This is a genomic window from Pseudomonas gingeri (genome assembly GCF_013386115.1).
Taxonomy (GTDB): domain Bacteria; phylum Pseudomonadota; class Gammaproteobacteria; order Pseudomonadales; family Pseudomonadaceae; genus Aquipseudomonas; species Aquipseudomonas gingeri.
The window spans coordinates 538,288-552,695 of record NZ_JACAOR010000005.1 but is presented as its reverse complement, the minus strand read 5'-3'; the positions used below and the strand labels follow the sequence as shown (position 1 = coordinate 552,695).

The following is a 14,408-nucleotide window of genomic DNA, read 5'->3' as shown; positions in this document are numbered from 1 at the left end:
AGAAACAACACGGGGCTGTCATCAACAGCCCCGGTTCAAATTCATCAATCGCCTCCAGGTCAGCACCAGGAGGCGATCACTATCAACCTACGCGATAGTTTGGAGCTTCCTTGGTGATCTGCACGTCGTGGACGTGAGATTCGGCCATGCCGGCACCGGTGATGCGCACGAATTCAGGCTTGGTGCGCATTTCCTCGATGTTGGCGCTGCCGGTGTAGCCCATCGAGGAACGCAGGCCGCCCATCAGTTGATGGACGATGGCGGTCAGGGTGCCCTTGTACGGGACGCGACCTTCGATACCTTCCGGCACCAGCTTCTCGGCACCCGCGGAGGAGTCCTGGAAGTAACGGTCGGAGGAACCCTGGGACTGCGACATCGCACCCAGCGAACCCATGCCACGATAGGCCTTGTAGGAACGCCCCTGGAACAGCTCGATCTCGCCCGGAGCCTCTTCGGTACCGGCGAACATCGAACCCATCATCACGCAGGAGGCACCGGCAACGATGGCCTTGGACAGGTCACCGGAGAAACGGATGCCGCCGTCGGCGATCAACGGGACGCCGGTGCCTTCAAGGGCGGCGGCGACGTTGGCGATGGCGCTGATCTGCGGGACGCCGACACCAGCGACGATACGGGTGGTGCAGATCGAGCCAGGGCCGATACCGACCTTGACCGCATCCGCGCCTGCCTCGGCCAGGGCCTTGGCGGCAGCGCCGGTGGCGATGTTGCCGCCGATCACCTGTACTTCCGGGAAGTTCTGCTTGACCCAGCGAACGCGGTCGATCACACCCTTGGAGTGACCGTGGGCGGTGTCGACCACCACCACGTCGACACCGGCATTGACCAGCGCAGCAACGCGATCAGCTGTGTCCTTGCCGGTACCGACCGCGGCACCGACACGCAGGCGACCCTGGTCGTCCTTGCTCGCCAGTGGCCAGGCCTTGGATTTCTCGATGTCCTTGACGGTCATCATGCCCTTGAGGGCGAACTTGTCGTCGACGATCAGCACTTTTTCCAGGCGGTGCTTGTGCAGCAGCTCGCGGACTTCGTGCTTGTTGGCGCCTTCGCGGACAGTGACCAGGCGCTCTTTGGGCGTCATCACTTCGCGAACCGGGACATCCATGCGGGTTTCGAAACGCACGTCGCGCGAGGTGACGATGCCGACCAGGTCGCCGTCGTGCAGTACCGGCACACCGGAGATGTTGTGCATGCGGGTCAGTTCGAGCAGGTCACGTACCGAGGCATCGGCCTCGATGGTGATCGGGTCCTTGACGACACCGGCTTCGAACTTCTTGACCTTGCGCACTTCGGCAGCCTGCTGCTCGATGGTCATGTTCTTGTGGATGATGCCGATACCGCCTTCCTGGGCCATGGCAATGGCCAGACGGGCTTCGGTCACGGTGTCCATGGCGGCGGAAACCAGCGGAATATTCAGCTCGATGCCACGGGTGAGACGGGTCTTGAGACTGACTTCGTTGGGAAGCACCTCGGAATAACCGGGCACTAGGAGAATGTCGTCGAAGGTCAGAGCTTCTTGGCTGATACGCAGCATCGCGGGGGCTCCCGAGCGGGAAAATGGAAGCGCGCCATTATACTCATACAAGGCCCTGGGCTCAATGTAAACCTTGGCCTATTTACAGCTCGACTTTCACCCAGGCCACCGGCTGGTCCAGCCAGTCGGCGAACTCATCGAGAAAAGCCTGCTTGAAGCCGGCTTCCGCCCAGTTGTTGAAGATGAAACCCAGGTTGGAAAAGCCGCACTCCTGCAGGAACAGGAAACCGTTGATATCGTCTTCGTGCCCGCACAACGGACAGATGAAGTTTTCGGTGCGCCCCGGCATCCAGTCTTCCAGGCTGTCGAACAGGGCCTCGCCGACTTCCTTGCGACACTCGGCACATCCCGCCTCCTCGAGAAAGCCCTTGGCCGGGGTATAGATGCAGCGCTTGGTGATGATCTCCAGGCCGTTGATCGGCTCGCCGAACGGCAACGCCTGGGGATGCAGGACCACCTCGGCGGCACCGGGCGCGATGGCATGGCCCATGCGATTGCCGGTGCGACCGCAGGTGGTGAGTTCTTCCTCGATGATGTTCTTGCGCACCAGCCAGCGCACGATGGCCCGGGCCCTTGGCTCATGGACCGGCAAGGTGGAGATTTTCGGGACAATGATGCTTTGGGAGTTCATGGGGACGGCCTGGAGCGTTTGCGACCCGGCAGCTTAATCCCTGCCACCATCAGGTCAAGTACTGAAATAACGGGTGATCAGGGCGATGCCGCTGGCCAGTACCAGCCAGGTCACCAGGCGCACGAAGGCTTCCCGTGACAGCCGTCGGGTCAGACGTCGGCCGATCCACAACCCCAGCGCCATCGCCGGCAACAAGCACACCGCCAACAGCAACAAGGGTAGCTCGGCATAGACCCCGGCGATCACGAATAGCGACAGACGCACCACCGTGCTGCAACTGATCAGCGCACTTTGCGTGGCCCGCGCCGCATCCTTGGGCAAACGACTGTTGAGATAGATGGCATAGAGAAAACCGCCACTGCCGAACAGCGCCCCGAACATCCCGCCCACGGTGCCCATGGGCACCGCCCAGGCCGCCGCCAACTGCCCGGGGCGGACCTTGATCAGCAGGCTATGGATCGCATAGGCGCTGATGAACAGGCCCATCAACAGCAGCAATACATCGGAATGCAGATTCAGCAGAAAGACCACGCCAAGCGTGCAGCCCACGGCCATGCACGGCAGCAACCGCAGTAACTCGGACCTGGCGACATCCTTGCGTGACGGCAGCAGGTTGCCGAACGCCGCGACAAAATCCAGCAGCACCAGCAACGGCACGATCTTCGACAACGGCATGAACAGGATCAGGATCGGTCCCGCCACCAGCGCCGTACCAAACCCGGCCACGCCAAAGACGATATAGGCCAGGGCAATGCCCAGTTCCACCACCAGCCAGTCGGTGGCACTGAATGGCCATTGGTTCAACAGCGCGACAAGACTCATGAAGAACACTTCCACAATGGGTTCGATTGACTTTAGCCAGTGGCGAGCCTTGCGACTAATATATTCAAAGCCCGCTACTCATCTCGAAAAGGCATGACTTGTGATTTCCACCCGCCAACTGCGCTACTTCGTCGAGATCGCCGAATCCGGCAGCTTCAGTGCGGCCGCCGAACGTTTGTTTATCGCGCAGTCCGCCCTGAGCCGGCAGATCAAGGAGCTGGAAAACCATTTGCAGACGCCGTTGTTCGAACGCACGGCGCGCCTGCCGCGACTGACCGCTGCCGGCGAGGCCTTCTATCCGCGGGCGAGAAACCTGCTGGGCGAACTGAGCAAGGCCAGCGAGCTGGCTACCCAGGTCGGCAAGGGCCAACTCGGCACCCTGCGCCTCAGTCACTCGAGTACCGTCCCGATGAGCGGCAGACTGTTGCGAGCAATCAGTCATTTCCTCGAACAGAGTCCGGGGGCATCGATGGATATCGTCAAGCTGTCCTCCGAGGCCCAGCTGGAAGAACTGGCCGAGGGGCGGCTGGATATCGGTCTGCTGCGCCTGCCGGTACTGCGCCAGCGTGAGGGGGTGCAGATCGTGCCGTTGTACAGCGAGCGGTTGCTCCTGGCGGTGCCGCCGAATCATCCGCTGGCAGACTCGACCGAGGGCATCGACATGGCGCTGCTGAAGGACGAGGCGTTTATTTCCATTCCTCACCCCCAGCGCGGCGGCTTGAGCTACCTGTCGGCGGAGTTGTGCATGCGCCAGGGCTTCTTTCCCCGCGCCGCCCGGGTGGTGTCGCGCAAGACCACCCAGTTGCAGTTGATCCAGGCGGGATTCGGCATCGCCCTGCTGCCCGAGTCGATGCGCGACATTGCGCCGGGCAATATCCATTTCCTGCCCCTCAAGGACCCGGATTGCCAGAGCACCCTGGCCCTCGCCTGTCGACAGGAGCCGACGCCGCTGGTGGCGCAATTTGTCGAGCGCTTCAGCGAAGACCTGCAACGCCCTTGAAAACACCGATAAACCTGTAGGAGCTGGCTTGCCAGCGATGAGGCCCGCAAGCCCTGCTGCGAGTACTCGGGCGCCATCGCCAGCAAGCCGGCTCCCACACGGGGAGTGCTCATAGCCATGGAGATTGGCAACCGAATGCCTTTATCATGCGGCCCATGATTAAAGATCCCTTTTCACGCCTGGGCCTCGACCGCGAAGTCCTCACTGTCAGCCAGCTCAACGGCCGCGCGCGGGTGTTGCTGGAAGACGTGTTCAGCAATATCTGGGTCGAAGGCGAAATCTCCAACCTCGCCCGCCCGGCCTCCGGCCACATCTATTTCACCCTCAAGGACAGCGGCGCCCAGGTGCGTTGCGCGCTGTTCCGGCAGAACGCCGCACGCGTGCGCCAGGCGTTGAAGGATGGCCTGGCAGTCAAGGTGCGAGGCAAGGTCTCGCTGTTCGAGGGCCGGGGCGACTACCAGTTGATCCTCGATACCGTTGAGCCGGCCGGCGATGGCGCGCTGCGCCTGGCATTCGACGCGCTCAAGGAAAAGCTCGACGCCGAAGGCCTGTTCAGCGCCGAACGCAAGGTTGGCCTGCCCGCTCACCCGCAACGGATCGGCATCATCAGCTCACCGACCGGCGCGGTGATCCGCGACATCATCAGCGTCTTCCGCCGCCGCGCGCCGCAAGTCGAGCTGACCCTGATTCCCACGGCGGTCCAGGGCCGCGAAGCCACGGCGCAGATCGTGCGCGCCTTGAGAATCGCCGATGCCAAGGGCTTCGATGCGCTGATCCTGGCCCGTGGCGGCGGCTCGCTGGAAGACCTCTGGTGCTTCAACGAAGAGACCGTGGCCCGCGCCGTGGATGCCTGCGTGACGCCGATTGTCAGCGCCGTCGGTCATGAAACCGATGTGTCCATCAGCGACTTCGTGGCCGACGTCCGGGCCCCGACGCCTTCGGCGGCCGCGGAACTGCTGGCCCCCGATTCCAGCGACCTGCAACGCCGGGTCGAGAGCCTGCACCGCCGGCTGGTGATGCGTATCCGCGACCGGCTGATGCGCGACCGCCTGCGCCTCGATGGCCTCGCCCGACGCCTGCGCCACCCCGGCGAGCGCCTGCGCCAGCAGGCCCAGCGCCTGGATGACCTGGACATGCGCATGCGCCGGGCGTTCGAACGCCAGCTCAATACCCGCCGGGAAAAACTGCTGCGCCTGGAAACCCGTCTCGCCGGGCAACATCCGGGCCGTCAGCTGGCCCTGCTGCGCCAGCGCCTGGAGAGCCTGTCCGAACGCCTGCCCCGGGCCATGCGCGAAGGCCTCAAGGCCCGGCGCCTGCAACTGCAAAGCCAGGTGCAGACACTTCATGTAGTAAGTCCGTTGGCAACCCTGGGACGTGGCTACAGTATCCTGCTGGACGAGCGTGGGCAGGCGATCCGCAGTGCCGGGCAGACTCGCCCCGGCCAGCGCCTGAAGGCGAAACTGGCGGAAGGCGAACTGCAGGTGCGAGTCGAAGACAACCACCTGACGCCTGTCACCCTTTCTCTACTGGACTGAATCTCAAGGGACCCGAGCATGCCCCGTTTTCTTGCCGCCCTGCTGGTGCTGGGCCTGGCCTTCAACGCCCACGCGGACAGCTATATCACCCGCCTGCTGAACAAACCCGTGCCCGGCGGCGTAGCCGTGGTCGATCTCGGCCCCGCGGCCCAGGCGCCCAAGGCCAGCTACCAGGGCAAACCGGTGCTGGTGGTCAAGGAGCAGAACAACTGGCTGGCGATCGTCGGTATCCCGCTGACCGTCAAACCCGGCAGCCAGCAGATCAGTTCGGGCAATCGCAACCTCGACTTCAGGGTCGGCCCCAAGAAGTATCAGGAACAGCACATCACCCTGAAAAACAAACGCCAGGTCAATCCGAATCCCGAAGACGTCAAACGCATCGATGCCGAAGTGGTCGCACAACTGGCGGCCTATCGCACCTTCAGTCCCGTGGCCCCGAGCAACCTGCTGCTGGACAAACCCGTGAACGGCCCGCTGTCGAGCAAGTTCGGCGTGCGGCGTTTCTTCAATGGCGAAGAACGCAACCCACACGCGGGACTGGATTTCGCCGTGCCCACCGGCACGCCGATCAAGGCGCCGGCCGCCGGCAAGGTGATCCTGACCGGCAACTACTTCTTCAATGGCAACACCGTGTTCGTCGATCATGGCCAGGGTTTTATCAGCATGTTCTGTCATCTTTCCAGGATCGATGTCAAAGCAGGCCAGTCACTGGCACGCGGCGCGGTGGTCGGCCTGGTCGGTGCGACCGGGCGGGCGACAGGGCCGCATCTGCACTGGAATATCAGCCTCAATGAAACACGGGTCGATCCGGCGATCTTTATCGGCGCGTTCCAACCCTGATCCCAAGGACCCACGCCCCTTTGCAGGAGCTGGCTTGCCAGCGATGAGGCCCTTGAGCCTTGCATCGATCTTGCGAGTCGGCTACCACAAGGAGCGCACTCGCCGCGCAGATCGGCATCGCGACCAGCAGCAGCGCCAAAATAGTGCGCAATTGTTCTAGACTTTCCGCCACTCACGCAAAATAAAATCTCGTACAAGCCAATTTTACGGGTATTCCTCTCAATTTTTCCCACAGGCTTGCCATCTTTCACCCCAGTGGTTAGGGTTGAAAGCATGAAAACTTCCCACACCCTCATTCAGCGCCGTCAACACCGCAGCCTCTGCCTCGTCAGTGCACGACTGCCGGGCTGAATCGCGGTGCCTCATCCCCAGGTTTCTCCCTGACAACGTTTTACCGGATGGCCGCCTCTTTTCGGCCCTGACCACAAGGAATTTCTCCATGAGCATGCTCAAAGACCCGTCTTCGAAGTACCGCGCATTTCCGACCATCGATCTGCCCGATCGCACCTGGCCATCGAAAACCATCACCAGCGTGCCGATCTGGTGCAGCTCCGACCTGCGCGACGGCAACCAGTCGCTGATCGAACCGATGGACGCAGTGAAAAAGCTGCGTTTCTGGAAAACCCTGGTCAGTGTCGGCGTCAAGGAAATCGAAGCGTCCTTCCCGGCCGCTTCGCAAACCGACTTCGACTTCGTCCGGACGCTGATCGAAGAAGGCCATATCCCCGACGACACCACCATCCAGGTGCTGACCCAGGCCCGTGAAGACCTCATCGCCCGCACCTTCGAATCCCTGCGCGGCGCGAAGAAAGCCATCGTGCACCTCTACAACGCCACCAGCCCGTCGTTCCGCCGCATCGTCTTCAACCAGGACAAGCAGGGCGTGAAGGACATCGCGGTGAACGCGGCCAAGCTGTTCGTCAAATATGCCGCCCAGCAGCCGGAAACCCAGTGGCAGTTCGAGTACTCGCCGGAAACTTTCAGCGCCACCGAGCTGGAGTTCGCCAAGGAAGTCTGTGACGCGGTGATCGAAGTCTGGAACCCGACGCCCGAGCACAAGGTGATCCTCAACCTGCCCGCGACCGTCGAATGCGCCACACCGAACATCTATGCCGACCAGATCGAGTGGTTCGGTCGTCATATCAACCGCCGTGACAGCGTGATCATCAGCCTGCACACCCACAACGACCGTGGCACCGGCGTGGCCGCCACCGAGCTGGGCCTGATGGCCGGCGCCGACCGTGTCGAAGGCTGCCTGTTCGGCAACGGCGAGCGTACCGGTAACGTCGACCTGGTGACCGTGGCCCTGAACATGTACACCCAGGGTCTCGACCCCGAGCTGGACTTCTCCGATATCGATGGCGTGCGCAAGGTGGTCGAGGAGTGCAACCAGATCCAGGTGCACCCGCGTCATCCGTATGTCGGCGACCTGGTTCACACCGCTTTCTCCGGCTCCCACCAGGACGCGATCCGCAAGGGCTTCGCCCAGCAGAAATCCGACGGCCTGTGGGAAGTGCCCTACCTGCCGATCGACCCGGCCGACATCGGTCGCAGCTACGAGGCGGTGATCCGCGTCAACAGTCAGTCGGGCAAGGGCGGTATCGCCTATCTGCTGGAACAGGAATACGGCATCAGCCTGCCACGTCGCATGCAGATCGAGTTCAGCCAGGTGGTCCAGCGCGAAACCGACCGTCTCGGCCTGGAGATGACCGCACAGCAGATCCATGCCCTGCTCCACAGCGAGTACCTGCAGGCCAACACCCCGTACGCGCTGGTCAGCCATCGCCTGCAGGAAGAGAACGGTCACAGCGCAGTTGAAGTGGAAGTCTCCGGCAAGGGCCAGGGCGAAACCAACCTGCACTGGCGCGGCAAGGGCAACGGCGCCTTGGAAGCCCTGGTGGCCGGCCTGCCGGTTCCGGTGGAAATCATGGACTACAACGAGCACGCCATCGGGGCCGGGACCAATGCCAAGGCAGCGGCCTATATCGAGCTGCGAGTGAACGGCGAACGTGCGGTGCACGGCGTGGGTATCGATGAAAACATCACCACCGCCAGCTTCAAGGCCCTGTTCAGCGCGCTGAACCGCTCGCTGAGCCAGGTGGATGCCACCAAGGCGGCATAAGCGTCGACTGCAATGAAAAGGCCCCGGTGGTGAAAACCCCGGGGCTTTTTTGTGCGTTCGAGTATGCCATCGCCAGCAAGCCGGCTCCCACAGGTCGGGGCCTCGACGCAGAATATCAGCGTCTCCAGGACTTTGTAGGAGCTGGCTTGCCGGCGATGAGGCCCGCAAGCCTTGCTGCGACTATTCGGACGCCATCGCCGGCAAGCCGGCTCCCACAGGAGAGCATGCCAAACCGCAGATCAGCGTGCGCCACAAATGCCTTGTGGGAGCCGGCTTGCTGGCGATGAACGATAACGCGGCGTTACTGATTCAACACAAAGGTATCAGCATCCAGGTTGGCCGGAAAACGCTCGCGATAGGCAGCCAGCTCCGCCGCGCTCAGGGTCACTTGGAAGACCCCGTCGGCCTCCCCGGTCCCCAGCAACGACTCACCCTGGAAGTCCAGCACCTGGCTGTCGCCGGTGTAGGCGAAACCCTTGCCATCGGTGCCGATGCGATTCACGGCCGCCACGTAGCACAGGTTCTCGATCGCCCGGGCCGGCAGCAGGCGGTTCCAGTGCAAACGCCGCGCCCCCGGCCAGTTCGCGGTGTAGAGCAGCAGGTCGGTGTCCTGGGCGTCGCGGCTCCAGACCGGAAAACGCAGGTCATAGCAGATCAGCGGGCGTACCCGCCACCCCTTGAGTTCGAACTGCACCTGGCGCTCGCCCGGAGTGTAATGATTGTGCTCGCCCGCCATGCGGAACAGATGGCGCTTGTCATAGTGCAGCACCTCGCCATCCGGCCGCGCCCACAACAGGCGATTGCGGTGGCTGCCATCGGCGGCGCGGATAATCACGCTGCCGGTGATCACCGCACCGAGCTTTTGCGCCTGCTCGCGCAGCCAGTGGCTGGTCGGACCGTTTTCGGCTTCGGCCAGGGTCTGCGATTCCATGGAAAAGCCGGTGGTGAACATCTCCGGCAGGATCACCAGGTCAGCCCCCCTCGCCTGCTCCAGCAGCAGCTCGAAATGTTCGAGGTTGGCCTGGCGGTCGTGCCAGGCCAGGGTGGTCTGCACCAGCGCCACGTTCAGATCAGGCAATCGGCTCAAATCACGCATAACTTCTCCGCGGCTTCACGCAACGTCTCCTCGCGCTTGGCAAAACACAGACGGACTAGGCGCTGGCCTTCCGGCGGGTTCTGGTAGAACACCGAGACCGGAATCGCCGCCACGCCATGCTCGCGGGTCATCCATACCGCCATGTCGACATCGTTCAGGTCCGGGCGAATCCGTGAGTAGTCGACCAGCTGGAAGTAGGTCCCCGCCACCCGCTTGAAGCTGAACCGCGACTGACTGAGCAGATCGCAGAACAGGTCGCGCTTGCCCTGATAGAACGCCGGCAATTGCTCGACATGCTCGGGATGCGCCTCCATGTAGTCGGCCAGGGCATATTGCAGCGGGGTCACGCCACAGAAGCTGACGTACTGGTGCACCTTGCGCAGTTCGGCGGTCAGCGCCGGTGGTGCGATCACGTAGCCGGTCTTCCAGCCGGTGACGTGGTAGGTCTTGCCGAACGAACTGACGACAAAGGCGCGCTGATACAACGCCTCATGGGCCAGCACGCTGGCGTGGGGCACGCCGTCATAGACCAGGTGCTCGTAGACCTCGTCGCTGACCACGTAGATATCCCGGTCGGCGATCAGCGCCGCCAGTTGATCCAGTTCGCCATGGCTGATCAGCGCCCCGCTCGGGTTGTGCGGGGTGTTGAGGATGATCATCCGGGTCCGCGGGCTGAGGGCATCGCGGAGTTTCTGCCAGTCGATGGCGAAGTCGTCGAGGCCCAGTTGCACGTGGATGCAACGACCGCCGGCCAACTCCACCGAAGGTTCATAGCTGTCATAGCTGGGGTCGAAGACGATGACTTCATCGCCCGGATGAATCACCGCCTGGATCGCACAGAAGATGCCCTGGGTCGCGCCGGGGGTGATGGTCACTTCCGCATCGGCGTTCACATGGACGCCATAGCTGTTGAAGACCTTCGCCGCCACCTGCTGACGCAGGGCCGGCAGGCCGGTCATCGGCGCATACTGGTTGTGGCCACTGGCGATATGCCGGCCAACCGCATCGCGCAGGGCTTGCGGTCCATCAAAGTCAGGGAAGCCCTGGGACAGGTTCAGCGCGCCGGTTTCCACCGCGAGCTGGGACATCCGGGTAAAGATAGTGGTGCCGACATTCGGCAGCTTGCTGGTGATCATGGGGCCGTTTTCCCTGCTGAACACCCGGCTCTACGACGGCACGGGAGGCTTCGAGGATAACGTATCCGCCAGGCATGAAAAAGGGCGCCATGGGCGCCCTTTCGCAGGTCCGCAATCAGCGCTTGTCGCGGCGCTTCTTGTCGGCTTTCTTGTGGTGCGACATCAAACGACGCTTCTTGTTGACCTGGCGGTCGGTCAGCGTGTTCTTGTTGCCTTCGTACGGGTTCTCGCCACCTTTGAACTCGATGCGGATCGGCGTACCGACCAGCTTCAGGACACGGCGGTAAGTGTTTTCCAGGTAACGCACATAAGACTTCGGTACTTTCTCGACCTGGTTGCCGTGGATCACGATCAGCGGCGGGTTGGCACCACCCAGGTGAGCGTAGCGCAGCTTGATCCGGCGGTTGTTGACCATCGGCGGGGCGTGCTCGACCACGGCATCCTCGAGGATCTGGGTCAGGCGGCTGGTCGGCCAGCGGGTGACCGCCGACTTGAACGAGTTCTGCACCGACTGGTACAGGTTGCCCACGCCCGTGCCGTGCAGGGCCGAGATGAAGTGGATGTCGGCGAAGTCGACGAAGAACAGCCGGCGCTCCAGCTCGATCTTCACGAAGTCGCGTTCGCCCGGGGTCATGCCGTCCCACTTGTTCAGGGCGATGACCAGCGCGCGACCGGACTCCAGGGCGAAACCGAGCAGGTTGAGGTCATGGTCGACCACGCCTTCGCGGGCGTCCATGACGAAGATCACGACGTTGGCGTCCTTGATCGCCTGCAGGGTTTTCACCACGGAGAACTTTTCGACTTCCTCGTGGATCTTGCCGCGCTTGCGCACACCGGCGGTGTCGATCAGCGTGTACTTTTCCTCGTTGCGTTCGAACGGAATGTAGATGCTGTCGCGGGTGGTGCCGGGCTGGTCATAGACGATGACCCGGTCTTCACCGAGCATGCGGTTGACCAGGGTCGACTTGCCCACGTTCGGCCGACCGATAATGGCGATCTTGATGCCATCCTTCTCGCTCGGACCGGGAATGCGCTTGGCTTCTTCACCTTCGGCGACTTCCTCGGCTTCGCCGTCTTCCGGCTCTTCCTCGTCGTCTTTGGGGAAGTCGCGCAGGGCGATTTCCAGCATCTGGGTGATGCCGCGACCATGGGCGCCGGCGATCGGGATCGCGTCGCCCAGGCCCATCGGGCTGAACTCGGCGCGAGCCATGTCCGGGTCGATGTTGTCGACCTTGTTGGCAACCACGTAGGAACGCTTGTTACGCTTGCGCAGGTGCTCGCCGATCATCTGGTCGGCGGCGGTGAAGCCGGCCTTGGCATCCACCAGGAACAGCACGACATCGGCTTCTTCAATGGCCAGCAGCGACTGCTCGGCCATCTTTTCGTCCATGCCATGCTCGTCGCCGGAGATACCGCCGGTGTCGATCAGGATATAGGAGCGCCCTTGCCACTTTGCCTCACCGTACTGGCGATCACGGGTCAGACCGGACAAGTCGCCGACGATGGCGTCGCGAGTCCTGGTCAGGCGGTTGAACAAGGTGGACTTGCCGACGTTCGGTCGGCCCACCAGGGCGATTACGGGAACCATGCGGCTCTCCACTTCGTTATTTCAGAAAATACAAAAGCCGCTGCGAGGCAGCGGCTGGTGCTCGGGGCAGCACCGCGAGGTGCCGCGAACCTTGCAGAGCAAGGCCGCTTGGGGGTACCCCCAAGCATAGTCAAACCTGTTTTTTGCACCTGAAGCGACTGAACTCGATCATGCTGCGTTGAAGATCAGTTCGCAATGCTCATTGACGAACACGTCAACCCCGCTTGCTCACTGCTCTTCGCCTTGCCTGATCTTCGCTCGGCGACTTCAGGTGCCAAACACTACTTGATGGTCAGGGCTTCCAGTTTGCCGCTGTTGCCATACACGTAAATCATGTCACCCACCACCAGCGGACGGGCACGCAGACCGTCGCTGTCGATACGCTCGCGACCGACGAAACGACCGTCCACCTGGCTCAGCAGGTGCAGGTAGCCTTCGAAGTCGCCGACCGCCACGTAGCTGGAAAACACTTCCGGAGCCGACAGCTGGCGGCGAGCCAGGGAGTCGTTGCTCCAGATAGCGGTGGTCGAACGCTCGTCGACACCCTCCACGGTACCGGACGCCAGGGCAACGTAGACGCTGCCAAAGCCCTGGGCGACACCCGCGTAGCTGGAAGCATCACGCTGCCAGAGTACACGACCGCTTTCCAGGTCCAGTGCGGCCATGCGGCCCTGGTAGCTGGCGACATACAGGGTGCCGCCGGACAACAGCAGGCCACCGTCGATATCGACCACGCGCTCCAGTTCCGAACGACCTTGTGGAATCGCCACGCGAGTTTCCCAGGCCGGCACGCCGTTCTGGGTATCCAGGGCGACCACCTTGCCGGTCGACAGGCCCGCCACCGCGAGGTGGTTGGTCACGATCGGCGCGCCGGTACCACGCAGGGTCAGGACCGCCGGAGTACTGTCGTACAACCAGCGCTGGTTGCCGGTGGCGGCATCGAGGCCGATCACGCGGTCATCCTGGGTCTGTACCACCACCACGTCACCATTGGTGGCCGGTGGCGCGAGGACTTCGCTGGTCACACGGGCGCGCCATTTCTCTTCGCCGCTGCTGGAATCCAGGGCAATGATCTCGCCCTTGAGGGTCCCCATCAGCACCAGGCCGTAGCCGACGCCGATCGCACCGGAAACCGGCAGCTCCAGGTCCTTCTTCCACTTCACGTCGCCGTTCATGCGGTCCATCGAGACCACCACGCCGGTCGCATCGGCCGCGTAGATGGTATCGCCGTCGACCGCCGGCACCAGCATGTTGTAGATCTTGCCCTGGCCATCACCGATGGAGCGGCTCCACTGCTTCTGCAGAACCACTTCTTCCTTGAAGGAAGTCAGTTCGGCCGGTGGCAGTTCTTTCTTGCTGTTGCTGCTGCAACCCGCGGCCAGAATGGCCAGAGCCAGCAATGCTGCATGTTTCCAACGGATCACGTCACGCATCCCCTTTGGCCAAGTCGTCGAGCTTGATTTGTAAGCCACCGACCGCCGCTTCATCAGACAGCGCCGCCTTGGCCTTTTGGTACGCAGCATGGGCTTCATCGGTACGACCCAGTTGAACCAGCAGGTCCCCCTTGAGCTCTTCGCGACTGGCCAGGAACGCCTTGTCAGCATCGCCGTCGAGCAGTTTCAGTGCATCGTCGACCTTGTTCTGTGCCGCCATGACCTGGGCCAGGCGCTGACGCGCGACTTCGCCCAGGGTGGCATTGACCGGTTTGTCGACCACGGCCTTGAGCTCGGTGGCGGCATCGTCCAGCTTGCCGGTGTCGACCGCGACCTTCGCGACGAACAGGCTGCCGTACTGCGCGTAGGCGCTGCCACCGAACTGGGTGTTGAGCTTGCCGGCCAGGTCCGCGACGCGCGCGGGATCAGGCTTGCCGTCAGGCGTCAGCGTGGACTCCAGCAACTCCTGATAGAGCACCGAGGCGCCTTGCGACTGGTTGCTCTGATATTTGTGCCATGCCTGCCAGCCGAACACCACCACCAGCGCCAACAGGCCGCCAGTGACCAGGGGTTTGCCGTTGCGCTGCCACCAGTCCTTCAACTCCGCCAGCTGATCATCTTCGGAACTCGACACCCCAATACTCCTTATTCTC

Annotated in this window: 12 protein-coding genes; 4 read left to right on the top strand and 8 right to left on the bottom strand. The window is 62.6% G+C overall.

Annotation, left to right across the window (positions count from 1 at the left end; all coding sequences use genetic code 11):
• Positions 1–82: 82 nt before the first annotated feature.
• The 3 genes from guaB to HX881_RS10480 form a co-directional block, all read right to left on the bottom strand.
• Positions 83–1,552: an IMP dehydrogenase gene (guaB, locus tag HX881_RS10490; RefSeq protein ID WP_017123720.1), complete on the bottom strand. Its 1,470-nt coding sequence runs from the start codon at positions 1,550–1,552 to the stop codon at positions 83–85.
• An 82-nt stretch (positions 1,553–1,634) separates the two neighbouring features.
• Entirely contained in the window at positions 1,635–2,183 is a 549-nt protein-coding gene (locus HX881_RS10485; RefSeq protein ID WP_017123719.1) for a hypothetical protein, read from the bottom strand.
• A gap of 54 nt (positions 2,184–2,237) precedes the next feature.
• A complete protein-coding gene (locus tag HX881_RS10480) occupies positions 2,238–3,005 on the bottom strand; it encodes a sulfite exporter TauE/SafE family protein (protein WP_177084293.1) in 768 nt (255 codons plus the stop codon).
• A gap of 100 nt (positions 3,006–3,105) precedes the next feature.
• On the opposite strand from HX881_RS10480, the gene HX881_RS10475 reads away from it, so the two are divergent.
• From HX881_RS10475 to leuA, 4 genes are all read left to right on the top strand, one after another.
• The gene (locus HX881_RS10475; protein WP_177084291.1) at positions 3,106–4,005 is read left to right on the top strand and encodes a LysR substrate-binding domain-containing protein; all 900 of its coding nucleotides are present in this window, start codon (positions 3,106–3,108) and stop codon (positions 4,003–4,005) included.
• 155 nt (positions 4,006–4,160) lie between these two features.
• Positions 4,161–5,540: an exodeoxyribonuclease VII large subunit gene (gene xseA / locus HX881_RS10470; RefSeq protein ID WP_177084289.1), complete on the top strand. Its 1,380-nt coding sequence runs from the start codon at positions 4,161–4,163 to the stop codon at positions 5,538–5,540.
• Between the two features lie 18 nt (positions 5,541–5,558).
• The gene (locus HX881_RS10465) at positions 5,559–6,380 is read left to right on the top strand and encodes a peptidoglycan DD-metalloendopeptidase family protein (protein WP_177084287.1); all 822 of its coding nucleotides are present in this window, start codon (positions 5,559–5,561) and stop codon (positions 6,378–6,380) included.
• Positions 6,381–6,819: 439 nt separating this feature from the next.
• Positions 6,820–8,502 (top strand): 2-isopropylmalate synthase, encoded by a 1,683-nt coding sequence (gene leuA, locus HX881_RS10460; RefSeq protein ID WP_017123713.1) that lies wholly within the window; start codon positions 6,820–6,822, stop codon positions 8,500–8,502.
• Between the two features lie 301 nt (positions 8,503–8,803).
• On the opposite strand, the gene HX881_RS10455 is transcribed toward leuA, so the two are convergent.
• From HX881_RS10455 to HX881_RS10435, 5 genes are all read right to left on the bottom strand, one after another.
• Positions 8,804–9,598 (bottom strand): amidohydrolase, encoded by a 795-nt coding sequence (locus HX881_RS10455; RefSeq protein WP_177084285.1) that lies wholly within the window; start codon positions 9,596–9,598, stop codon positions 8,804–8,806.
• Positions 9,586–10,734, bottom strand: a complete 1,149-nt coding sequence (locus HX881_RS10450; protein WP_017123711.1) for a pyridoxal phosphate-dependent aminotransferase — start codon at positions 10,732–10,734, stop codon at positions 9,586–9,588. The genes HX881_RS10455 and HX881_RS10450 overlap by 13 nt, the downstream gene beginning before the upstream one ends.
• Positions 10,735–10,849: 115 nt before the next feature.
• Positions 10,850–12,322: a ribosome biogenesis GTPase Der gene (gene der / locus HX881_RS10445; RefSeq protein ID WP_017123710.1), complete on the bottom strand. Its 1,473-nt coding sequence runs from the start codon at positions 12,320–12,322 to the stop codon at positions 10,850–10,852.
• A 281-nt stretch (positions 12,323–12,603) separates the two neighbouring features.
• Positions 12,604–13,755 (bottom strand): outer membrane protein assembly factor BamB, encoded by a 1,152-nt coding sequence (gene bamB / locus HX881_RS10440; RefSeq protein WP_042934352.1) that lies wholly within the window; start codon positions 13,753–13,755, stop codon positions 12,604–12,606.
• On the bottom strand, positions 13,748–14,389 hold the full coding sequence (locus HX881_RS10435) for a tetratricopeptide repeat protein (protein WP_017123708.1): 642 nt from the start codon (positions 14,387–14,389) through the stop codon (positions 13,748–13,750). Before HX881_RS10435 ends, bamB begins: the two co-directional genes overlap by 8 nt.
• Between the last annotated feature and the right edge of the window lie 19 nt (positions 14,390–14,408).